At 55.9% G+C, this 22,450-nt stretch carries 13 protein-coding genes; 11 read left to right on the plus strand and 2 right to left on the minus strand.

The annotated features are described in order from the left end of the window. The first annotated feature begins 195 nt into the window (after positions 1–195). The 10 genes from ACPOL_RS20985 to ACPOL_RS21030 all read left to right on the plus strand — a co-directional run bounded on the left by ACPOL_RS20985 (position 196) and on the right by ACPOL_RS21030 (position 19,350). Positions 196–4,104 carry an outer membrane beta-barrel protein gene (locus ACPOL_RS20985; protein WP_161557480.1) on the plus strand — a complete coding sequence of 1,303 codons (3,909 nt, stop codon included), beginning with the start codon at positions 196–198 and terminating at the stop codon, positions 4,102–4,104. Between the two features lie 83 nt (positions 4,105–4,187). Continuing rightward, complete coding sequence (locus tag ACPOL_RS20990) at positions 4,188–5,759, plus strand: tetratricopeptide repeat protein (protein WP_114208786.1); 1,572 nt, start codon at positions 4,188–4,190, stop codon at positions 5,757–5,759. A gap of 99 nt (positions 5,760–5,858) precedes the next feature. Further along, positions 5,859–7,589, plus strand: coding sequence for a CRTAC1 family protein (locus tag ACPOL_RS20995; protein WP_161557481.1), 1,731 nt, complete (start codon positions 5,859–5,861; stop codon positions 7,587–7,589). A gap of 123 nt (positions 7,590–7,712) precedes the next feature. Then, a complete protein-coding gene (locus tag ACPOL_RS21000) occupies positions 7,713–9,374 on the plus strand; it encodes a CRTAC1 family protein (RefSeq protein ID WP_161557482.1) in 1,662 nt (553 codons plus the stop codon). Position 9,375: 1 nt separating this feature from the next. Then, positions 9,376–11,124, plus strand: a complete 1,749-nt coding sequence (locus ACPOL_RS21005) for a CRTAC1 family protein (protein WP_114208789.1) — start codon at positions 9,376–9,378, stop codon at positions 11,122–11,124. Between the two features lie 165 nt (positions 11,125–11,289). Further along, positions 11,290–14,229, plus strand: a complete 2,940-nt coding sequence (locus ACPOL_RS21010; RefSeq protein ID WP_114208790.1) for a hypothetical protein — start codon at positions 11,290–11,292, stop codon at positions 14,227–14,229. A gap of 75 nt (positions 14,230–14,304) precedes the next feature. Beyond that, a complete protein-coding gene (locus ACPOL_RS21015; protein ID WP_114208791.1) occupies positions 14,305–16,329 on the plus strand; it encodes a primary-amine oxidase in 2,025 nt (674 codons plus the stop codon). 50 nt (positions 16,330–16,379) lie between these two features. After that, on the plus strand, positions 16,380–17,333 hold the full coding sequence (locus ACPOL_RS21020) for a carbohydrate kinase family protein (protein ID WP_114208792.1): 954 nt from the start codon (positions 16,380–16,382) through the stop codon (positions 17,331–17,333). Then, positions 17,330–18,415 (plus strand): SIS domain-containing protein, encoded by a 1,086-nt coding sequence (locus ACPOL_RS21025; RefSeq protein WP_114208793.1) that lies wholly within the window; start codon positions 17,330–17,332, stop codon positions 18,413–18,415. Before ACPOL_RS21020 ends, ACPOL_RS21025 begins: the two co-directional genes overlap by 4 nt. Next, positions 18,412–19,350: a DMT family transporter gene (locus ACPOL_RS21030; protein ID WP_114208794.1), complete on the plus strand. Its 939-nt coding sequence runs from the start codon at positions 18,412–18,414 to the stop codon at positions 19,348–19,350. Before ACPOL_RS21025 ends, ACPOL_RS21030 begins: the two co-directional genes overlap by 4 nt. A gap of 31 nt (positions 19,351–19,381) precedes the next feature. On the opposite strand, the gene ACPOL_RS21035 is transcribed toward ACPOL_RS21030, so the two are convergent. Together ACPOL_RS21035 and ACPOL_RS21040 are read right to left on the minus strand one after the other, a co-directional pair. Beyond that, positions 19,382–19,645 (minus strand): hypothetical protein, encoded by a 264-nt coding sequence (locus ACPOL_RS21035; protein ID WP_114208795.1) that lies wholly within the window; start codon positions 19,643–19,645, stop codon positions 19,382–19,384. Beyond that, on the minus strand, positions 19,629–20,588 hold the full coding sequence (locus ACPOL_RS21040) for an AraC family transcriptional regulator (protein WP_114208796.1): 960 nt from the start codon (positions 20,586–20,588) through the stop codon (positions 19,629–19,631). Before ACPOL_RS21040 ends, ACPOL_RS21035 begins: the two co-directional genes overlap by 17 nt. A 320-nt stretch (positions 20,589–20,908) precedes the next feature. Here ACPOL_RS21040 and ACPOL_RS21045 point away from each other — a divergent pair, with 320 nt between their 5' ends. Next, on the plus strand, positions 20,909–22,435 hold the full coding sequence (locus ACPOL_RS21045; RefSeq protein ID WP_114208797.1) for a tetratricopeptide repeat protein: 1,527 nt from the start codon (positions 20,909–20,911) through the stop codon (positions 22,433–22,435). Positions 22,436–22,450: the final 15 nt, after the last annotated feature.

Consider the following 22,450-nt stretch of genomic DNA (forward strand, 5'->3'; position numbering starts at 1 on the left):
AGAGGCCGGCGCGACGATGTTTTTGACAGAGATTATTCCGAGTTTCTTACAGAACAGATCGTCATACGGCACGTAGTCTTCGTGTCCAGTGGAAAGAGCGCCGTGCGATCTGCGCGAAAACTGCGCACTAGCCGGAGTTGTAGGCCACATGACGCTTTGGCTTTGAGTACCTGAATGGACTTTCCTGGAGGCAATATGTGTAAGCGGTTATTAGTAGCCTTAGTGATTTTCGTTGTGCTGGTCGTCGCCCCTGTACTTCTGGCTCAATCGGGCACCGGCAACATCACGGGGCGAGTGACCGATCCAACCGGAGCGGTTATTCCAGGAGCGAAGATCCTGGCTACTAATCTAGATACCGGCGTCGTCAAGGAAGCAACCACGAATAGCGCCGGTGTATATCTGCTTCAAGAGCTAAAGCCGGGCCACTACAGCCTGCAAGCCTCGGCTCCTAACTTCAAAACCCTGCTGCGTTCCGGTGTCACCTTGGACGTCGAGGATCAGCTGGGCGTGGATCTGGCGCTCGAAGTGGGCGCCGTTTCGGATACAGTCACAGTGAAGCAGGATACCTCTGGGCTGCGAACCGAGGATGCACAGACAGGCGAGGTGGTTACCAATGCATTGGTCGAGAACATACCAAACATCTCGACGGGCTCTATTCGCGACCCGTTTGCATTGATATCGATTGCCGGCAACGTTCAAGGGACCGGCGGTCGAGCGGGCTATGGGATTGGTCTCAACGGTATTAACTCTCCCTCTACGACACGCATCAACGGCGGACGCACCGAAGCCACAGAATACCTTGTCGACGGTATTCCCGTGACGTTTGGTTTTGTGCACAACGTCTCAAATGCCACACCTGCGACTGAAGACGTTGCTGAGTTTAAGGTCATCACGAACGGCTTGTCGGCCGAATATGGACGTCTCTCCGGCGGAGCTCTTAGTATTGCAACCCAGGCCGGGACGAACAATCTTCATGGTCAACTCTTCGAATATAACCAGAACGCCTTCCTGAACGCGAACAACTATCAAAACACCGCACAAACGCCAGTCGCGTCCAAGTCGAACTTCCGTCAAAATGATTTTGGGATCGCAATGGGTGGCCCCGTTATTTTGCCCCACTACAACGGCCACAATAAGACGTTCTGGTTTGCGAACTACGAGGGTCTGCGAAGCAGTCAATCGGGCAATGTGCAGCTCGCGCAGACGATCACCGATCAGGAGCGCACGGGAGATATGAGGGACATCGGAACTCCCGAAGGAGAAGCTTCAGGAAATGATCCTTATCCACAGGTTTGGAACCCTTACCAATACAATCCAAACCAGGTCGTTGACCCGAATACCGGAAATCTGACTTATGAAAAATACCTATCTCAGGATCCACGGTGCCCTGGTCAGAACGGCGAGTGTATTCCTCAGGGCGAGCTCAATCCGATCACCCAGGCATACATCGCCCTATTGCCCCATCCCAACCACGCGGTGATCGCGGGTTCTGGAACAGCCGGTAATTTCTCTATTCGTCAACCAGGTACGATCACTCAAAACAATTGGTCGGTTCGCATCGACCAAAATCTGAGCGAAAAAAGCAATATGTATGCCCGCTTTTCCTACAGCTCGGGTTCGACCTACACGGGTCCGCTCAACCCGGTTCTGGGCACTGCTTCCTATAACAATATTGATGGCGGTTACAGCGCGACCCTTCATTACAACCACGCGTTTTCTCCGACAACCCTTTTGGACGTTTACGTGGGTGGAAACTACAACCCTTTCAGCGGTGGCAACACTCTTCCTTCCAGCTACGACAACTCGAACCTTGGACTTAGTTCAAACGTTCTTGCACTGATCGGAACGAAGAACAATATCTTCAACGTGCATAACGGACCCTTTAGCGAAGCCATGAATTTTGGCGGAAATCTCCCCGGTGGCGGACAACTATGGCCCATGCTACAGGCCGCAGTCTACAACAAAATAGCCTCTACTTCGTACTCCTACGGGGGTTCGATGACGAAGATTCTCGGACGTCACTCGCTCAAGTTCGGTTATGAGGGTCGGCGCTACTTCGACAATCCGCTAACGTCTTCGCAGGCTGCCTCAAACAACGACGGCGACGGTCTGGCATTCACAGCTGACGCGGTCGTGAATCAATACCTGGATACGGGTTCCAACACGTGGGGCTCCCAAGCCAACTCAAGCGGCTTGGGACAATTTCTATTGGGTGTTGATACCTGGGCCCAGATCACCGCCCAGGTGGGCCGCTCGCTCGCCCAAAACTACTATGCGTCTTACGTGCAGGACGACTTCAAAGCCACTCCAAAACTCACGCTCAATCTCGGCCTTCGCTGGGAGATGGAAAGTCCGGTTACGGAGCGCCATAACAACCTGAGCCTTTGGGACCCGAATGCGGCGCCCCCATTTAGTATAGTTCCTGGATACAGCTTTAGTGCGGCGGTCGCAGCCGCCGGCCTCAATCCGGCCGACGTGCAAACGCCTCCCTGGATAAACGGCTATTTGCCAGGAAATCTAGTATTAGCCGGTACGCCGGAGCACCCTGCACGCACCGCGACCGGCTATTATCCTTGGAATTTTTCTCCACGACTTGGTTTCGCTTACCAAATCGATTCTAAGACAGTCGTACGCGGATCGTTCGCGTTCATGTACCTTCCGACCAGCGGTAACATCACGAGCTATGGGGACGCCCCGGGCGTTACATACAGCACCCAAGCCAGCAACAATCCCACGCAGATCGCGAATTATTCAGCCCTTCCCGGACAAGGCCTTAGCTCCGTGTCTGATCTATTTACACCCGCGCAAATCACCACTTTCGAGCACAACACTCACGCGGCTAACATCCAGACAACACAGACCATCGTGGGCACTGGCGGAGTCAACATTCATTCCCACATGCCGAGAGAATCCGACTGGGGTCTCAGTGTCCAGCGCCAGTTGCCCGGCGGCTGGCTAATGGAACTCATTTATTCGGCGAATTACAGTGACTCGCTGTTAGCGGAGGCGACGCCAAGCCGTTTCCCGGCCAATCTACATACGGGCGGTCCCAACGGCTCCAATGCCAGCATTTACACAACCCCGGTTGCGGCGCCGTTCGGTTCACAAATCCCGTGCATCAATCCCAACAGCTGCGGCATCATCGGGTCGACCATGAGCCTCGGAATACTCGAGTATCCGTATCCCTACTATGGTCCGACGCTTGTCGAGGACTCAAATATTGGGAAGTCGAACTATGAGAGTGGCAGTGTAAGAGTTGAGCACCGATACAATAGCGGGCTCTACCTCTTGTTCAATTACACCTACAGCAAATCCCTAGACGACGCTGGCGGCGCGGACAATAATCTGGGGGGGCCCGGCACGGGGACCGGCACCGGCGGCAAGCCATACCAAACCGTCTACACTATCGCCAGCTCGTACGGTCTGAGCTCGCTCGATGTGGCTAACAAGGCAAGCCTGACGTATATATATGATCTTCCATTCGGGCAAGGGCGCAAATGGGTGAACCAGACCCAAGGTGTAGGACACGCGATCCTGAACGGCGTCGCTGGCGGCTGGAGCTTTGCTGGGCTTTCGCAGTGGTACTCAGGCACGCCAATCTCCATAGCGCCTCAAGGGACACAGCAGGATTCGGTCACTGTCTACAACTTTTACACGGGTCTATCACTTCTTCCGGGGTACACCCTTTCAGACCTCTTCGCCAAGAATTTCAGGGGGAACGGTTCTGTGAAGGTTCCGTACGGTGGAACTCCCAAGAGCGGGGCCGTGGGGCGATTCAATTGCGCGGCAGCGGAAAGCTATGGGGGTACCCCGCAGTCGAATTGTTGGACGGTGACGCCGTTCACCAACGGGAACATCCCTTCCGTAGTTGGTGAAGCCCGCAACCCGGGGAACTGGATAACGAATCTTTCCTTCATGAAGAATTTTCCCGTCGGTTCTGACGGGTCGCGCTACTTCCAACTCCGGCTCGAGGCGACTAACGCATTTAACCATCCGGGGTATGGCAACTACGACAACAACCCGCAGGACAGTACGTTCGGATATGTTATCAACCCCGCAAATGCGGAGAGGCACATGCAGGTGGGTGGGCGATTTGTCTTCTGATCTACTCCGTTGGCGCCGTTTTTTTCTGGGGAGAGGCGCAGGCCTCTCCCCAGCTATACTCTTGTGGTGAAGGCCACGCCGCTGTGAGAACCCTTTTGCCGCATCATTTCCACTTCGCGCTACTTTTCGCAACTGGGGCCGCGTTCGTGGGTCTGGTTCTTGTTCCCTGCATTGCCGCTGAACAAGGCCCTCCGACCGCGAGAAAGGCGACCTCCAATAGCTCTGACGTCCATCTCTTGGTCGGCAAACAATTTGGCGCTCAAGGGAAATGGAAGGAAGCCGAGGTCGAGTTGCGGACATTCAAGAATGAATATCCGGACTCAGTCGAAGCGGTGGTTCTCCACGGCGAGGCTCTTGTAGAAATCAACCAGCCGTTCGACGCGGCCCTGGAACTTCAAGAGTTTCTGCAGCAAAACCCCGATTCTCTGCGCGCACATGAGCTCTATGCGGTGCTGGCTGCCGGTCCACTCCGCGATGTAAACCTTGCGATTCGCGAACTCGAGATCTGCGTAAAGCTTGCACCAAAAGACTTTCAGGCATGGGAATCGCTCGGGGACGCGTACCTGGATCAAGCGAAAACGGAACAGGCCGTACACGCCTACGGTGAAGCGGTTCGATTCCGACCCGATGATCCGATATCGTCGGCATCTCTGGCCCACGCCTACGCCGAGGGCGGCGACGTGACCAAGGCCGCCGAGGAATTCAGACGGGCCAATGCTCTCACCAACCATCCTGGCCGGCCGGCGAAGAGTATCGCTACCGTCGAGTACCTATGGGGAAAATATCTGGCGGAGCAGGGTGAGGGAGCTGAAGGCGTCGCCGAACTGACGAAGGCCCTAGAGTTTAACCCTAAATCGGCCGATGCTTACTATTGGCGTGCTCGCGCTTACGAGAAGATGAACGACCGCGACCATGCTATTGGTGATGCGCTAAAGGCGATTGAGCTGTCGCCGGGGAGCAAAGAGGCCGCGCTGTTCCTAATCACGCAGTATCGCAAAGCCGGCGATATGCAAAACGCTCAGAAATACGCAGACCTGGCTCAGAGAATCACCGACACCGAGCAGGCTCAACAGACCTTCGGACGAGGTTTACGAGACACGCTGGACAAGGCGGAGCCGTTGCTACGGCAGGGGGAGTTTGCCGAGGCTATTCCGCTGTACGAGTCAATCGCGCAGCACCTGCCGACGTTTTACGAGGCGTACTTCGACCTCGGCACTTGCTACGCACAAACAGGGCGACTGAACGATGCCGAGATTGCGCTTCGGAAATACCTATCGTTCCAGCCTGTTTCTGCCGACGGCCACGCGGCTCTGGGCTTAGTCCTGGCAGAGCAAATTAAGAATGAAGGGGCGATTGCGGAATTTTCTCAGGCGATCCAGATAGATCCGACGCTGGTGGAGGCTCGCAAGGCGCTTGCCAATGAATATTTGCAACAAGGCGATCCCAAGGCAGCGGTCGGAGTGTTGCTTGCCGTCAAGAACGTACCGGACGCCGAAGTCGAAACAATGCTCGCGATTGCGTTAGGGAAGACGGGAGACTACTCCTCCGCGCTGGTGGCAGTAAATCGTGCCTTAGCGATCGACCCTGCAAGCGCGCAGGTTCAGCAGTTGAAGCAAGAGTTGCTAAGCGAGAGTACCGGCGCGCGGCAGCACTAGACAGCAATGCGTTCTCTCAAGCGAATGCACCTCACTGAAGCGCGGACCGCGGCGAGTTGGTTACCCAGCGGCTTCCCTATGCTTCGAGGAGGAGTCATATTGGCCGGACTGCTGCTGGTGGCTGCGACAACACGATCGCAAGAGAAGAGAGCCGGCAAGGCGCAGTTCCTCAACGTGACGAAATCAGCCGGCATCACGTTTGTCCATACGAAAGGGAAGCCCGGTGCGCCGATGATTCTTGCGGAGATGGCTCCAGGGGTGTGTGTAGGCGACTTCGACGGGGACGGCTGGCCGGATTTTTACATCGTCAACGGCGGAGACCTGGGTGTTCGCGGATCGCGCGATAGCAACGCTCTCTACCATAACAACGGTGATGGGACTTTTACCGACCTGACTACCAAAGCCGGTGTCCCCGGAACCTCATACGGTCTGGGGTGCGTTTGGGGAGACTACGATAATGACGGTCATCCGGACCTTTATGTATCACAGTACGGTGAAGACATTCTTTACCACAATAACGGCAACGGTACCTTCACCGACGTCACGGTCAAAGCGGGAGTGGGAGCAACGGAACTGGGCACCTCGTTTCACTCGGGAGCGACTTTCTTCGACTACGACCGAGACGGCTTACTTGATCTTTACGTGGGTGGATATGTGACCTTCGGCACTGATAGCCCACAGTCGTGCATTATCTATGGAATTACCACCAGCTGTGCACCCAGTGCCTACAATGGGAGCGCGAACGCACTCTATCACAACAATGGCGACGGGACCTTCACCAACGTGACTAAAGAGTCTGGCCTATTTACCAGCAATGGGAAGAATCTTTCGGTTGGCGCAGCCGACTACGACAATGATGGCTGGCCCGATTTGTTTGTAGCCAATGACGGGCAGTCCGCCAACCTCTATCACAACGAACGCAACGGCAGCTTCAAGGACATCGGACTGCTCGCGGGGATGGCGGTCGGCGGCCAGGGCGGGATCATGGCCGGAATGTGTATTTCGCTGGGCGACTACGACAACGATGGGTGGCTCGATCTTTACATCTCCGACTGGCAGGGAAGTTCGGACCACCTCTGGAAAAATGACGGCAAGGGCGGCTTCGACGAAATGAGCCACGAAGCGGGAATCACTCGCGCTACTTTGGACCACCTGAGCTTCGGCGGAGGCTTCCTTGACTATGACAACGACGGCCTTCTCGATTTGTTCATTGCCAATGGTCATGTATTTCCCGGAATTGAGCGCTCCTTCCCAAGAATCCACTATAAGCAGACCAATACTTTGCTTCACAACGAGGGCAAGATGGGCTTCATCGACATGAGCAGTTCTCAGGGACAGGACTGGCAGATACCAAACTCTGGCCGAGGTGCGGCGTTCGCGGACTTCGATAACAGCGGGAACCTCAACATTCTTGTGGGCAACGGAGGCGCCGCGCCTTCCCTCTGGCGTAACCAGGGTCGAAATGGAAATCATTTCATCAACATCAAGCTGATCGGCACCAAGAGCAATCGCGATGCGATCGGCGCACGTGTGCGGATTGAGGTTGGCGGCGTATCGCTCATCCAGGAGGTAGAGGGAGGCGGAAGCTATCTATCTCAAAGCGATCTCCGTCTTCACTTTGGTCTGGGAGCCGCGCGTGAAGTCCAGGCGGTCCAGGTGATGTGGCCGAGTGGCGCGCACCAAGAGTTTAATCACATGACAGCGGACAAGTTCTATTTGATCGAGGAAGGCCAGGAAGAAGTTAAATTACAGTACTTCGCAGGTCACCACGACGGGACTGGATTCGAATCTTCGATTAGTCGTGACACGAAGTTTAAGAAGGTTCCATAGATGAAGTGTGAAAGGGAACCAGACAGGTCGCATTGGCAAAGACTCGAGGGGCTTGGTTGGCACTCGAGCCTGCTGATCAAAGTCTCCATATGCTGTTGGCTGTGCTGGAGGACAGCAGCTACCATGAGTGGCCAGCAATCTGTCGGGGGTGGATGGTTTCTTGACGTGGCCCCGCGTTCCACCTTCTCCTACAAAACCAACAATGACTACACAGGGCGGAAGTATTTCCCGCAGCCTATGTGCGGGGGGGTGGCGATTTTCGATTACGATAACGACGGTCGAATGGACATCTTTCTCACGAATGGGGCCAAGCTTCCCGAACTTCAAAAGGTTGGGACTACCTACGACAACGCTCTATTGCGCAACAACGGCGACGGGACCTTTGAGGATGTGACCGTCAAAGCGGGACTGAAAGGCGCGGAAACGGGCTATAGTTTCGGCGTAGCGGCCGGGGACTACGATAATGACGGCAGGGAGGATCTGTTTGTCGCCAGTGCGGGCCGCAATACGCTTTACCACAACAACGGCGACGGGACGTTTTCGGATGTGACCGCGAACTCAGGGCTGGATGATAAGAAGGCAGGGCTCCTCAGTGTAGGCGCGGCCTGGTTCGACTTTGATAATGATGGCCTGCTAGACCTGATCGTTTCCAATTACACGCTTTGGGACCCTCATTTGGACAAACCTTGCTTCCGTGTAGCTTCGGGGGACACCGCCGAGGCCAAAGCGGGCAGCAAGATCGTCGAGTCCTACTGCAGCCCTCGGGACGTGGTCAGTGTTTCGCCCAGTCTGTATCGCAATCTTGGCAACGGCCATTTTGAGAATGTCACGGAGACGTCTGGAATAGGGAGCGTGCTCGGAAAAGGTATGGGGATATCTATCGCCGATTTCAACGGAGACGGCCTGATGGATATCTTCATGGCAAACGATACGGAGAGGAATTTCCTCTTTATCAATCAAGGTGGAGGCAAATTTAGAGAACAAGCCCTTCTTTATGGCGTGGCATACAACGAGGGGGGGTCTTCCGTCTCCGGAATGGGAAGCGACGCAAAGGATTATGACAATGACGGGCTGCCGGACGTTGCATACAACGATCTCGCTGGCCAAATCTTCGGCCTCTTCAAAAACAACCAGGGTCACTATTTCGACGATTCGGCGCGAAAGTCCAATATTGAGAATTTGAGCCGACCCATCGCTGGATGGAGCATGGGTTTCATCGACTATGACAACGACGGCTGGAAGGACATTTATTCGGCGAATGGAGATGTGGACAATCTCGGACCCAACGCAAAGCAGCACGATTCAATGTTCAGGAACCTGAATGGCAAATACTTTGTAGATGCGACCACCGAGATGGGCCAGGATTTTCTTTTCACGGGCTTCCAGCGCGGTGCGGCCTTCGGTGATCTCAACAATGACGGGTACCCGGACATCGTGGTCACTTCGCTTGGACAAAAGCCGCGCATCCTGATCAACCGCGCTTTGAGCGGAAACCACTGGCTGCTCTTCGATTTGCGCGGGACCATTAGCAATCGTGACGCGATCGGTGCCCAGGTCAAAGTGACCACCGCAGCAGGGCAAAAGCTCTTCAACCATGTCGCGACCAGCGTAGGCTTTATGTCTTCGAGCGACCGCCGGGTGCCCTTTGGGCTGGGCAAAGAAACATCTGCCTCGTCGGTCGAAATACGCTGGCCGAGCGGTCTTGTTCAAAAGCTTGGGCCGACGGCGGCAGACCAGATCGTGAAGGTCATCGAGCCGATGCCAGAAGGGAAGCCGCATCCTTAGCATGGGGAAGATCGAGTTCGGGTTTTTTCAGGATAGGCTTTTCTCCAGACGGGACTTTCTTGCCCTGACCTCTGCGGCGATTGCCGATATCTCCTACTCGTATGCAGGGTCCGGTCTAAAGCCATCAGTTCTTGCCGCTCAAACCGTCGTGCCAATTGAATTCGAGAATGCCATCGCAACCTCGGGAATCAATTTCAAGGAAGACAATTCGTCGTCGCCCCATAAGTTTCAGATTGAGACGATGACTGGGGGCGTGGGGCTCTTCGACTACAACGGCGACGGACTGCTCGATATCTACTTCGCGAACGGAGCGCGTCTGCCCGATCTCGACAAGTCCGACCCCAGGTTCTTCAACCGCCTCTATCGCAATAATGGCGACGGCACCTTTACCGATGTCACCGAAACCGCGGGCGTACGGGGCGATTATTACGCGATGGGCGTTGCCGCTGCCGACTACGACAACGACGGCCATCAGGACCTTTTTGTCACCGGGGCTAACGGCTTCCAACTCTTCCACAACAACGGCGACGGCACCTTTACCGATGTGACGGCGAAAGCTGGTTTGCTCAAGGCGCACCCCGATCTAGTGCGAGGATTTTCCGTCGCAGCGGGATGGTTTGATTATGACAACGATGGCCATTTAGACCTGATCGTCATCAACTACCTCAAGTGGTCCATCGCCAAAGATGTGACATGCACTACCAAGGGCATTCGCGCTTATTGTTCGCCGAACAGTTATGCGGGGACGTCTAATCTGCTTTTTCACAACAATGGCGATGGCACCTTCACCGATGTCTCCGAGCCCTCCGGAATTCTGGGTTACACAGGGAAGGGAATGGGGGTGGCATTTGCCGATTACGATGGCGACGGCTTCGTGGATATCTTTGTCACCAATGACACCTTCCGCAATTTCCTCTTTCACAACAACGGCAATGGCACCTTCACCGAAGTCGGCATTCTTGACGGAGTTGCCTACAACGAAGACGGCAAGAGCATCGCGAGTATGGGTGTCGACTTCCGCGATATCGACAATGATGGCCGACCCGACGCCTTTATCACCGCGATGCGAGGCGACACCTTCCCTTTGTTTCGTAGTTCCAGCAAAGACTTCTTTGAGGACCGCACCATGGCGTCGAAGCTTGGCGCGTTGACGCGTAAGCTGACGGCCTGGGGAACCGGCGTCTTCGATTTCGATAATGACGGATGGAAGGATATCTTCATTGCGAACGCGGCAATTCTCGATAACTCCGAGATCATCGACAATCTTCCCTACAAGCTACCGAACACAATATTGCGGAACAATGGAGACGGGACATTCGCCGACGTTTCCGCTACAGCAGGCAAGGCATTTCAAATTGCGGCGGCGCATCGCGGCGCGGCCTTTGGCGATCTCAACAACGACGGCTTAGTCGACGCGGTGACGAACTGCCTCAATTCCCCCCCGGAGATTTGGATCAACCGCACCCGATCTGGCAATCATTGGCTGCTAATTGAACTGGTCGGCAGCAAGAGCAACCGCGATGGCCTCGGAGCGAAGATCAAAGTGATCTCGGCCGGCGGAACGCACTACAACCATGCCACCACCAGCGTCGGCTACGGCTCGGCCAGCGACAGGCGTGTGCACTTTGGGCTGGGTCCCGACAAGACCGTTCAACAAATTGAGATCGTGTGGCCTAGTGGGATCAGGCAAATTTTGACGGACGTGGCCGCCGACCAGGTGCTTACCATTCATGAAGCGGTCGGACACTGAGTCGAGCGTCCCGTCTTCGTAGGATAGTTTCATAAGATTGTTGTAGCCGATTCTCACATCCCAGACCGCGCTCACGCCTGTACCCTTTGGCCAACGATGCTGCGCCGAGTCTGGGCTTTTTCCTTAATCACGATTTTTTCTGTTTGTCTGGACTGTCAGGGGCAGATGGTGACTGGCTCTTCGATGCCGGGATTCGCCGAGGCTTTCAACCTCAGCAAGCAGGATCAAACCACGGATTATTCGGTCGAAGAGATTGCGGTCACGACCGTTGGCGCGTCCGGTACCAACATGGTCAACGTCCTTTGGCCCGGCGAAGAGGCCGACGTAACATTGCACTTCATCAACAAAACCTCTGTGAGGCTTTCGGCGACAGGTATCGCCGCAGTAGTGCGTTACGGCACCAGCGTTCCGGAGGGCGATGTATGGACGCCCCACATTTTCAAAATTTCAGATGAGCCTCCGTCGGCTATCAAAGTCGACGTTCCTGCGGGGGGCTCGCAGGATGTCATCGTTCATCCCGCGATCGGTATTCCTTTTGGCGGATACGCGCTGATTGTCCACCTTCCGCAGCATGGAGCGGTATTTGCCGGAACCTTCGTCCGGACGGTAAAGCCGGATATGGGTCGCGTCCAGTTCCCCACCTACGCCCTCGACACCACCTGGGATGAATTCATGAATGAGGGCGTCTTTACGCTCTTTGAGAAGCTGGGCATTAAAGGCATGCGGATGGGCGGTCCCTATCAATTGAAGACCGCTCCACATTACGCGCAGGACATGGATCGTCTCGATCGCTACATGCAATGGGCCAAACAACACGATGTGACCGTGATGTTAACCATTGGCGCTGGAGATGATATGCGCGACCAGCCTCTGAATCGCCCGCGGACGTGGCTCTCGCCCGAAAGCAAGATGCTCGACACTAAGGACGACCGCGCCTGGTCGCCCGAGTACGACGATGAGTTCCAGCAATGGACCCAAACCATCGCGGAAAAATATGGCTGGCCTGGCGGCAATCTCAACGCGGTCGAACTCTGGAACGAGCCATGGGAAGCAGTGTCCATTTCCGGCTGGGGCGCTGACATTCCGCGGTACCGCGACATCTTCACACACATGGCGCTTGGTGTCGAAGCCGCCCGTAAATCTTCCGGAGTCAAGGTTCTCATCGGAGGAACCTGTTCGTCGTCGAACACCCTTGACAAGCTATTTCCTGACGGTTCCGATCGTTTCCTGAAGTGGCTGGACTTTGCCAGCATCCACTATCAGGCCCTGGCTGCGCCGTCGCTCATCCGCGAGTGGACCACGCGGGAAGGCTCCTATGGCCCGGTCCGGATCTGGGACACGGAGAGCTGGATGGCCAACTCTGAGGACCGCGTCGCTGGCGTCATCGCCTCGATGCGCGCACAGGGACAGAGCCGAACCGCCGGCATCTTCGACGGGAATGTCTACGACAGTAAGAATGTGAAGATCGGAAGTAGCGTATATCCGATCGTGCAGGCGTGGTCTCCGGCTGCGGCGGTGGCCGCGACGCAGAAGTTTATTGGTCAGCGCGAGTTCCATCAACTCCTCTTTCAGAACGGATTGCCGTGGGTTTTTGTTTTTGACGGACTCCCGAAAGTCGACTCCGAAAAAAGCGATCGTGACGACGGGACCGTAGTGGTGATGGGCGACTTGACCAAGCTTTATGAGCCGGCCCGTACTCTCTTCCGTTCGGTCGCCTTACGGCCAGATGCCAAGCTCACGATTCAAAATCCCGGTAACGAGTTTGTGCTTTATGACTTTTACGGAAATCCCGTGCCGTTTACCGGAGGCGCAATCACTGTGCCGCTGAACGGTCTGGGATATTTCCTTCGTACCAATGGTGCGCCGGGTTCGTTTGATAATCTGCTGCGCGAACTGCGCACCGCGAAAGCCTCCGGGTACGATCCAGTGGAGATAGTCGCCCGCGACCTGACTCAGCCTGTCTCTCAGCACCCGGCCCTGCGGTTGTCGCTGACGAATGTCTTGAATCGCTCAGTGAAAGGACGTCTCACTGCGACTCTCGGAAGCTTGACTCTCAACCCCGCTTCAACGGCCGTCGAGTTGAAACCCAACGAGACCCGCGAAATCAGCCTTAATGTACTAGACGGTCAGCCGGATCCAACCAACCTTTATGCTCTCAAGGCGACTTTTGACGCCGGGGTCGATGGCAGCGTCACGCACTCCGAAACGATGCATGTAAACACGATCGTCCACCGCACGATCACCGTTGATGGTGATCTCTCCGATTGGGCCGGAGTATTGCCGGAGCAACTCCCCGCCCGCGATGTCGATGTGAGCCTGACGGAAAAGGCGTGGCTTCCTTTCAAAGACCGGGCTAATAAGTCTTCGAGCACTACAGCGGCCTCAGTTGCATACGTCGCCTATGATGAACGGTACTTTTATTTCGCTGCGGAGATTCCCGACACCACTCCCGACCCAGGCATGCTTCGATTTGCCACACGCGACGATGATTCCTATTTTTATCCTGACCGTGTGACCTCGCTCGATGGCAAGGAGTTCGAATGGCCTAAGAGCGTTCGTCACTACTCTTACCGTAAGAACTTCGATGTCCCCTCCGGTTCGAGCGAACACGACAACGTGCAGATCGCGTTCAACGTTCTCGACCGCAAGCCTTGGCTTTCGCATCCGCCAGGGGTAATGCCGCGCTTTATCACTTACTGGGATACCGACTATGAATATGCACTCAATCCCGTGGCTTCGGCCTATGGTGGCGGAACGGAAATTTGGCGTCTGCAAGCGCCGGGCATTCCCAGAAAGCATTTTTTTCCGCGTCAGCCGAAATCGCCGATCGATGGCGGCCCGGTGAAAAGCGGCAAACTAGTGGTGCGCCAAACCGCTGACGAACGCCAAGTGGAGGCTGCGATTCCTTGGAGCGAGATGCCGGATGTCAAGCGCCGATTCGATGCCGGTGAGACCGTAAAGTTCACGTGCCGGGTCAATGACAACAAGGCTCCGGCGCACGAACTGGCCGCCGGCCGTAGCGTCTCAAAGTACAACGGGATGACCTTTCACAATGATTGGGAAACGCACTGGGCCAATGAATTGGAGTTCGGAGTGGAGCGATAGTCGAAATACGCTGGGCAACCTTTCTGGCCGTTCACTACACGATCTGACCAAGAGAATTGGATGGAGGTGGACTCTATGTGGACTGAATACAAAGAGCAGGCAACTACGGAGTGCGTCGAAGAGGCGGCTGGCAAAACAGACCACAGACACCCGCTTGAACCCTTGTCGGCGGCTGAACTTAAGATCGCTGTGTCCGTGCTCCAGGCCGGCGGCGAATTCCTCGCAACCACTCGCATTATCAGTATCACCCTCAAAGAGCCGGGGAAGGCGCTCGTCTACCGGTGGCCCGACAACCCGCGAATTGATCGCCAAGCAACCGCAGTCACACTCGACAATGCCACGCGAGAAGTCAAGACCGTGGACCTCAATCTGACTCGGCAGGAAATCGTGCAGATCATCATTGCGCCTGAGGGCTCGCAGCCGACACTGACGGTCGACGAACAAGTCGAGTGCGAGCAGGCCGTGTTGAATAGCCCACTTTTCAAGGACGCACTGAAGCGCCAGTATGGGTTAAACGACACCTCTTTGGTCATGGTAGATATCTGGAGCGCGGGTAATTATGGGGCTGAGGAGGAGTCTACGCAACGTCTCACGAGGCCGCTGTGCTTCCTCCGCGCCGAGGCAAACGACAATGGCTATGCGCGTCCAATCGAAGGCCTTCGTCCAGTTGTGGATATCAACAAGATGGAGGTCATCCGAGTTGAGGAGTACGGCAAATGGGAGCTGCCTCCCAACGGGTGCAATTATGCTGCGGGGCAGATCCTCTTTCGCAATGAGCACTTGCGTCCTTTGCACATTTCCCAGCCTGAAGGCCCTGGATTCAGCCTCGTCAATCACTGTATTCGTTGGCAAGACTGGGAACTGGTGATCGGCTTCAGCGCACGCGAGGGCCTGACACTGCATAACATCTGTTATCAGGATGGTGCCAGGAAGCGCTCAATTCTTTATCGCGCCTCCATGGACGAAATGGTTGTGCCCTATGGTGACCCGGCTCCGACACAGGCGCGCAAGAATGCGTTCGACGTTGGAGAGTACGGCATGGGTGCTTGCGCCAACAGTCTGCGGCTCGGCTGTGACTGCCTCGGCCATATCGAATATCTCGACGCTCATCTTGCGAGTAGCCGCGGCGAGGTTTACACAATCCCCAATGCGATCTGTATCCACGAAGAGGACTTTGGAATTTTATGGAAGCACACGGACCGGCGTTTGGCCGACCGTCCAGAGGTGCGCCGCTCCCGCAGGCTTGTGATCTCTTCGATCTCGACAGTTGAGAACTATGAGTATGGCTTCTTCTGGTATTTCTATCTCGACGGCAATATCCAGTTCGAGATCAAGTTGACCGGAATCCTCTCTTTGGGAACGGTTCGGGAAGGCGAGTCGCCGAAGTATGGCACGATGATCGCCCCTTTGCTTTATGCTCCCAACCATCAGCACTTTTTCAACGCCCGCCTAGACTTCGACATCGATGGAGAGAGGAACACCGTTTACCAAGTAGATGTGATTGCCGGTGCCGGGGGCGACGACAATCCATTCCACAACGCGTTTTACGCGCAATCCAAAGCGCTGACACGGGAGAGCGAGGCCAAAGCGAATCTCGACATCACAGCCGCGCGTACGTGGAGGATCGTCAATCCCAACGTGAAGAACGCCACCGGCGAGCCAGTCGGATATAAGTTCTTTCCGGGCGACAATGCGGTGCCCTTTGCCTCGCCCGAGGCATGGTGGAGAAAGCGCGCCGGCTTTGTCGACCATCACGTCTGGGTGACACCTTTCTCTGAATCGGAACAGTTTGCTGCGGGTGACTTCCCCAACCAGAGCAGGGGTGGAGATGGGTTGCCAGCATGGACAGCGCGGGACCGCGGGATAGCCGATCAGGATGTAGTTTTCTGGTACACCTTCGGGCACACTCACCTCCCACGTCTCGAGGACTATCCGGTGATGCCGACGGCCTACATCGGGTTTCTTTTAAAGCCCAGCGGGTTTTTCGATCATAACCCTGCCAATGACCTGCCGCCGTCTTCTGTGGAAGGTGTTAACGGGTCGCAATCAAACGGTTGCTGCGCAGAGAGTAGTCATCAATTCAACGAGGGTGCGGACTGACAGCCTTCTCCAAGACGGAAGTGATTTATCAGAGGGAGCGAGAGGAAGTGATGCGAGCCACAGGCGGGGGTTATGTAGTCGCGGTCGGAGACTATTGCGTGGATCTGATCCTTACAGGCGACGTGCGCCCTCGTTTTGGCCAGGCAGAACAGATTCTGGATGACGGCTCGCTCGAGATCGGAGGGTCGGCAGGTATTTTCACCAGTCAGATGGCGAAGCTGGGCGCGCGTGTCAAGGCTTTGGGCGTAGTTGGCGATGATCCCTTCGGCAAGATGGTCATGGATGCGTTATCGGGAAGCGGAGTGGATGTTTCCTTGTTGAAGTTTCACGACACCTTGAAAACGGGCATCGGTATAGCGCTCTCAGAACCCGACGATCGCGCGATTCTCACATACTTGGGAACCATCGACGCGATGCGTCCGGACGATCTGGATGAAACGATGCTGCGGCTCTGTCGCCATTTTCATTTATGCAGCTACTACCTGCTGGACGCAATGCGTCCTTCTTGGCGGGAATGGCTGGCCTTGTGCCGCGATCGGGGAATCACTACATCGTTTGACACGAATTGGGACCCCGCGAACCAGTGGACGGGCGTCGATGAGCTTCTGATCAATGTCGATGTCTTTCTTCCCAACGATCGCGAAGCGCTTGCAATATCACGCCAGAGAAACGTCGACGATGCAGGCGAGATGCTTGCGCAGTATGGATCGTTGGTCGTCATTAAACGAGGGGCCGAAGGAGCGAGCGCATTTCACCGCGGAAAGAGATGGGATATCGCTCCGAATGCCGAACTGGGACTTCCGTCTCGGGTCGTAGATACGACTGGCGCGGGAGACAACTTCGACGCCGGCTTTCTCTGCGGATGGCTGACCGGTTGGGACATCCTCAGTTGCATGGAGCTCGGTCATCGATGCGCGGTGGGCAGTCTTGAGCAACGCGGTGGAGTACGCGGCCAGCGTATCGAGCGCATTGCGGAATTTCAGCTCGCTGAGGAAAGGCTATGACCAGGGTACTTGCCGATATCTTGAAGGAACCCGCGCAATTGTCGGCGTCACTTGCTCATGCGGTGTCGATCGGCGCGGTCGACATGAAGCGCGCGGCGTCTTTGTTGCGCGCCGCACGTTCAGTGCTCATTGTGGGCATTGGCGCCAGTTGGCATGCAGGCATGGCGATGCAGGCCATTTTACACGGGTACGGCGTCTCAGCGGTGCTCATGGACGCCTCGGAGCTTTTCTATTTTGGGGAGGTGTCGAAGGGCGCAGTTGTTGTGATGTTGTCAAGAAGCGGCCGAAGTATCGAGATCATCCGGCTGTTGGAGAAATGTAAAAACCAGAGCGTCGTAATCGTAGCGATCACCAATAATCCGGAGAGTTCGTTGGCATTGGAGGCCGACGTTTCCCTCTACACCAGTACCGATTTCGATCACAGCGTGTCGATCTCCACCTACTCGGCGATCGCGCTGACGGCGGCGCTCCTGGCGCTGAACACGGCGGGCCAACCCGTCGAATCCCTGGCCGGCGAGCTGCGGTTGGCCATCCATCAGACGGCGAACTCCATTGAGGGCTGGCGAGCCATTATCAAGACCTGCGGATGGCTCGATGGTAATGCCCCCACATATTTTCTTGCGAGAGGAACTAGCCTTGCCTCGGCTCACGAGGCAAGGCTTCTATGGGAGGAGACCGCCAAAGCGCCCGCAACTGCACTGACGACCGGCGGCTTCCGCCACGGTCCACAGGAGATCGTCAGGGAAGGGTTGCGCGTCGCCATGTGGATCGACGCCGAACGGTTGCGCGTGCAGGATCTCACCTTGGCGGCGGATCTGGAGAGACTCGGCGCACACGTGCTGCTGATTGGCCAGGATCTGGACTCCACCGCACCGCAATGCGTCATCAAGTTGCCCTCTGTGCCTGCGGCCCTGCAATTTGCCATCGACATCATTCCTGCCCAGATCGCGGCGGAGAGCCTCGCGGAGCTTCGCGGCGAGGACTGCGACAACTTCCGCCTCTGTTCTTACATTGTCGAGGACGAGGGGGGCCTAGGTGACTTAGAAGAGTCGCCCGCGGCAGCCGGGGAGCAGAACCGATGAGATTTCCTCGTTGGCTGCTTTGGTCCTTGGCCGTTCCCTTGCTTTGGGGACTATGGGGTGCGCTCACCGAGATTCCGGAGAAATGGCTAGATCCACCATTTCCGCCAACTCTGGGTTACGCTGTCTGGTCGTTGACGATGCTCCCTTTCTGCTTTATCGCGCTAAGCAAGATCGGGTGGAGACTGACGCCCTCCGCGCGCGCGATCGGATACGGGTGTGCCGTGGGCTTCTCCGGAGCGGCAGGACAGTTGCTTCTTTTTTGGGTGCTTAGAGACGGCCCGGCTTACCTCATCTTCCCGATCATCTGTCTCTCCCCAGCGGTGACGATCGTTCTCTCCTTCGTGCTTTTGAAAGAACGAACCTATCCGATGGCTCTGACCGGAATCCTTCTTTCATTGCCAGCGATTTTGCTCTTGGCCATCCAAGAGCCTACCACCGCTTCAGCGCACGGGTATTTCTGGCTGGTGCTGACGATCGCGATCTTCTTGATGTGGGGTCTGCAAGCATATTTCATGAAGTCTTCAGCCAACGCGATCAGCTCGGAGGAGCTGTTCTTCTACATGACCGTGACTGGTATCGCCCTCAGCCCCTTTGCAATCGCGATGAATGGCGGATTCCAAGGCAGCTCGATCAAAGGGGTCGGATGGACTGCGATCATCCAGACCCTGAATGCCGCTGGCTGTCTGTTGTTTGTTTACGCAGTACGTGAGGGGAAGGCCATCATCGTTGTTCCTACCGTGAACGGCCTCTTTCCACTGGTGACCATCGTAGTTTCTTTGCTTATCTATCGGAAATTGCCAGGCGGCTACAATCTCGCGGGAATCCTGCTGGCCCTTATAGCTGTTTTGCTGATGGCATTCGACGAGGTGAGGCACACGTCTGATGTTCGGGTTGAGTCTTCTACGCCAAATTTGCCTGTGAAGGCCGTGGATTAAGACCAAATTCCTGGCGTTGGCGGACTCACATTCAGTACGCCGGGGTCTCCTGAGGGTGGTTCTGCACCTTGCGCGACGCGATGTTCGCACTCGCGGGGTGGGTGCACCCGCCAAGCTTTACGTGCAGGGTATTAAGCTCGGCGGCGCCGGTGCACAGCTGGTGGATCGAGCGGGACGCTCTGGCGAGGGCCTCGGTGCTCGACTTGATCCTGAGCGTCGGGCCAATCACGAGGTAGGTACTGCTTCCCTCTTTCGCGCTCAGCGAAACGATCCACTCTTCACTTGGCCTGCACACTGTTTCTGTATTCGCGCGGAGAGACCTTGACTAACCGGCGAAAGACCAAACCGAAGTAACTTTGGTCCGCAAAGCCGACTTCCTGGCCAACTGCGGAGATGGCCATATTTGTAGTGGCTAGTAGAACCTGCGACTTGGCGATGCGGAAACGGTTCAGATACGTGTCGAACGACTGTCCGGTTGCCCGCTTGAACGACCGCATGAAGTGCGGTTTGCTCATGCCGGCGATCGCGCTCGCTGTTGAGAGTGGGATCGCGGTCCGGTACTTCTCCTCGATGAAATCGAAGAGGGGCCGCATTCGCTCCAAGCTCCTGTGGTTTCGATTCAGCGGAATGGAGAGACTGAGCTGCTCTTTGTCGTGATTCATCAGCAGCACTAAAACCATCTCAAGGTAGGTGCGCACCACTAGTTGCGCGTCGGCGTCCATGGCCGGGAGCAGGTTGCGGATCTTTACCATCAGACGCAGTACCTGCATCGGCACTCCGGTTTCCCCGGAGATCATATGGGGGAAACCTTCCCGCTGCAGGCGGAAAGAGCTCAGATAGAATTCATGGTCGCCTGAGTTGTCGTCGGCGCGGAGCACATCGGGCATAAAGTACAAAACCAGGGCTTTAAACGGCACCGCCACTACCTTGCTCAAGCGGTGATAAAGGGAATCGCTCACGATCATCAAGTCCAAAGGGCGGAGCTGGAACTGTTGGTCCTGTACCTCGTATAGCGCTTCGCCGGAACAAACGTAGAGCAGTTCGTAGTAATCGTGCCAGGTCGGTCGAACGCTGCGGTGCTCCCCAAATGAGAAAGCGCGTACATCGACGGGAAATGAGGGGATAAACGGCCAGTCATGAAAGCCGTCAGCCCGGATCTGCGACTCCACAACTGAATGAACGCTTTCCCAATGAGGGATAGTTCTGCTCACGTCCTCAACCGAGAGGGATTGCAGCATGTCGCACCGCCTCCTGAAGGGATGGCTCTTTTTTCATTAAAGTAGTAGCTGTAACATACGCAAATTAGAGGAGTCAAGACCGCCGCTCGCAGAAGGAGCCAGCCGACCTCACCGAATTCAATTAACGCCACAAGCTATTGATGATAATCATCTTAGTTTATTAGATCACGGGAATCCTTAGCAGCAAGAGGCGGAATGGCAGCGGATTGATCTCCAACCTGAGAATGAGGAATATCTAAACCCGGTGAGATACTATCGTCATAATTTCCGATCGCTTTGCAACAAGCAATTGTGATGGTCTTGGAGTACTCTCATGGGCGATGAGCTTTCGCACTACTGGCCGTCTGCTTCTGTTTCTGCTCGTGATTAATCGCTGTGCCGCAGCATCCCCCCGAAGAACCTGCGGCGAGAAGTTTACCGCCGGATCGCCAGCCCAACTCACCTATGTGAAGTGCAGCATTGCTAACACCAACTGGGGTGAGGCTGGGGAGCAACTTCGCTCTTATCGTGCTCTACATCCGAACTCTTTTGAGGCCGCTCTCGTCGATGCCGACCTGCTGATCGAGACCCATCGGCTCGAGGACGCGCAGCAGGTGCTCGATCCGCTACTGCAAGAGCATCCTCAATCGATTCCGGTTTTGACCCTCTACGCCGAGCTCTGCGAGAAACTCGGACAATGGGCCGACGCCGAGCCGTGGCTGCAGAAGGCGACCGAACTGGCCCCGAATGATCCCGAGGTTTGGAAGCGCCTCGCCGATTTGTATGTTGTCAAGCGCCCAAAAGACGCGGTCCGCTGTTTTCAAAAGGCAGTCGCTCTCTCTCCTAAGGATGCGATTGCGCTGGCTGGCCTTGCCGCCGCTTACAAACTCGACGAGCAGCCGGCTGAGGCTAAGAGCGCCTTTGCTCGTGCGATGGAGGTGAACCGCAAAGCCGAACCGCCCAGCGCCATTGCCGACTATCTCTACGGCCAATATCTTGCCGATGAGCAGCAATTCAAGCAAAGCGTTCGACAATATGACCTAGCGATTCAGGAAGATCCAAATCTTTCCGATGCATATTTTGCGCGCGCGCAGTCGCTAATGGGACTGCGCGAATGGGCGCGGGCAAAGAGCGATCTGGAGCGGACCATCTGGGTTCCCGGTCATGAGCTTCCATCGCTCTCGATGATGGTTCGCGTTTGCCGGGAATTGGGAGAGACCGACAAAGCGAAGGAGTGGTCGCAGCGCCTCGCCAAAGCCTCTCAGGAACGCGACGCTCAACGGGTCTCCGGCAATGAGATAGCCGGGCAGATGCAGAAGGCCACAGTCTCCATGGCGCAGCAGAAATTCGATGAGGCCGCCAAGGTCTACGAGCGGTTGGTCGCTGCTCATCCCGAGGCGGGTCACGCATGGCTGCAACTGGGCCGGTGTTACACGGCCCTTGGTAGACCCGCCGAGGCTGAAAACTCCTTCCGCAAAGCCATTGCCCTCGATAAAACCTCCTCGAGTGCCCGCGTTCTTTTGGGCCAAGCCCTGCTTCGTGAGGGTCGGACCGCCGACGCCCGCTTGGAATTCACTACGGCCCGGGAGATCGAGCCATTAAATCCCGACGCCAGTTTAGGATTGGCTGCGAGTCGCATTTTAGACAAGCAATATTCGGAGGCGATTCTGATATTGCAAACGGCGCAGCATCGAAGTCCCTCCAGCCCGGAATTGAATCTGATGCTGGCCGAGGCCTTTTACAAGAACAATCAATATGACGCGGCGGTGCGCGAAGTGAACCAACTACTCAAGTCCGATCCCCACAACCAGGCCGCAAATCAGATGCTGGCAGCCTTTGCTGAGCAGCGATCCAAGGACGAAAACTGAGCGGATTCCGGATCA

It is taken from the genome of Acidisarcina polymorpha, assembly GCF_003330725.1.
In the GTDB taxonomy this organism is placed as follows: domain Bacteria; phylum Acidobacteriota; class Terriglobia; order Terriglobales; family Acidobacteriaceae; genus Acidisarcina; species Acidisarcina polymorpha.

Bases quoted from the DNA above. Each gene is read 5' to 3' on its own strand.
- ACPOL_RS20985 (WP_161557480.1), top strand. From the start codon at position 196: ATGTGTAAGCGGTTATTAGTAGCCTTAGTGATTTTCGTTGTGCTGGTC.
- ACPOL_RS21000 (WP_161557482.1), top strand. From the start codon at position 7,713: ATGAGTGGCCAGCAATCTGTCGGGGGTGGATGGTTTCTTGACGTGGCC.
- ACPOL_RS21005 (WP_114208789.1), top strand. From the start codon at position 9,376: ATGGGGAAGATCGAGTTCGGGTTTTTTCAGGATAGGCTTTTCTCCAGA.
- ACPOL_RS21010 (WP_114208790.1), top strand. From the start codon at position 11,290: ATGGTGACTGGCTCTTCGATGCCGGGATTCGCCGAGGCTTTCAACCTC.
- ACPOL_RS21015 (WP_114208791.1), top strand. From the start codon at position 14,305: ATGTGGACTGAATACAAAGAGCAGGCAACTACGGAGTGCGTCGAAGAG.
- ACPOL_RS21020 (WP_114208792.1), top strand. From the start codon at position 16,380: ATGCGAGCCACAGGCGGGGGTTATGTAGTCGCGGTCGGAGACTATTGC.
- ACPOL_RS21025 (WP_114208793.1), top strand. From the start codon at position 17,330: ATGACCAGGGTACTTGCCGATATCTTGAAGGAACCCGCGCAATTGTCG.
- ACPOL_RS21030 (WP_114208794.1), top strand. From the start codon at position 18,412: ATGAGATTTCCTCGTTGGCTGCTTTGGTCCTTGGCCGTTCCCTTGCTT.
- ACPOL_RS21040 (WP_114208796.1), bottom strand. From the start codon at position 20,588: ATGCTGCAATCCCTCTCGGTTGAGGACGTGAGCAGAACTATCCCTCAT.
- ACPOL_RS21045 (WP_114208797.1), top strand. From the start codon at position 20,909: ATGAGCTTTCGCACTACTGGCCGTCTGCTTCTGTTTCTGCTCGTGATT.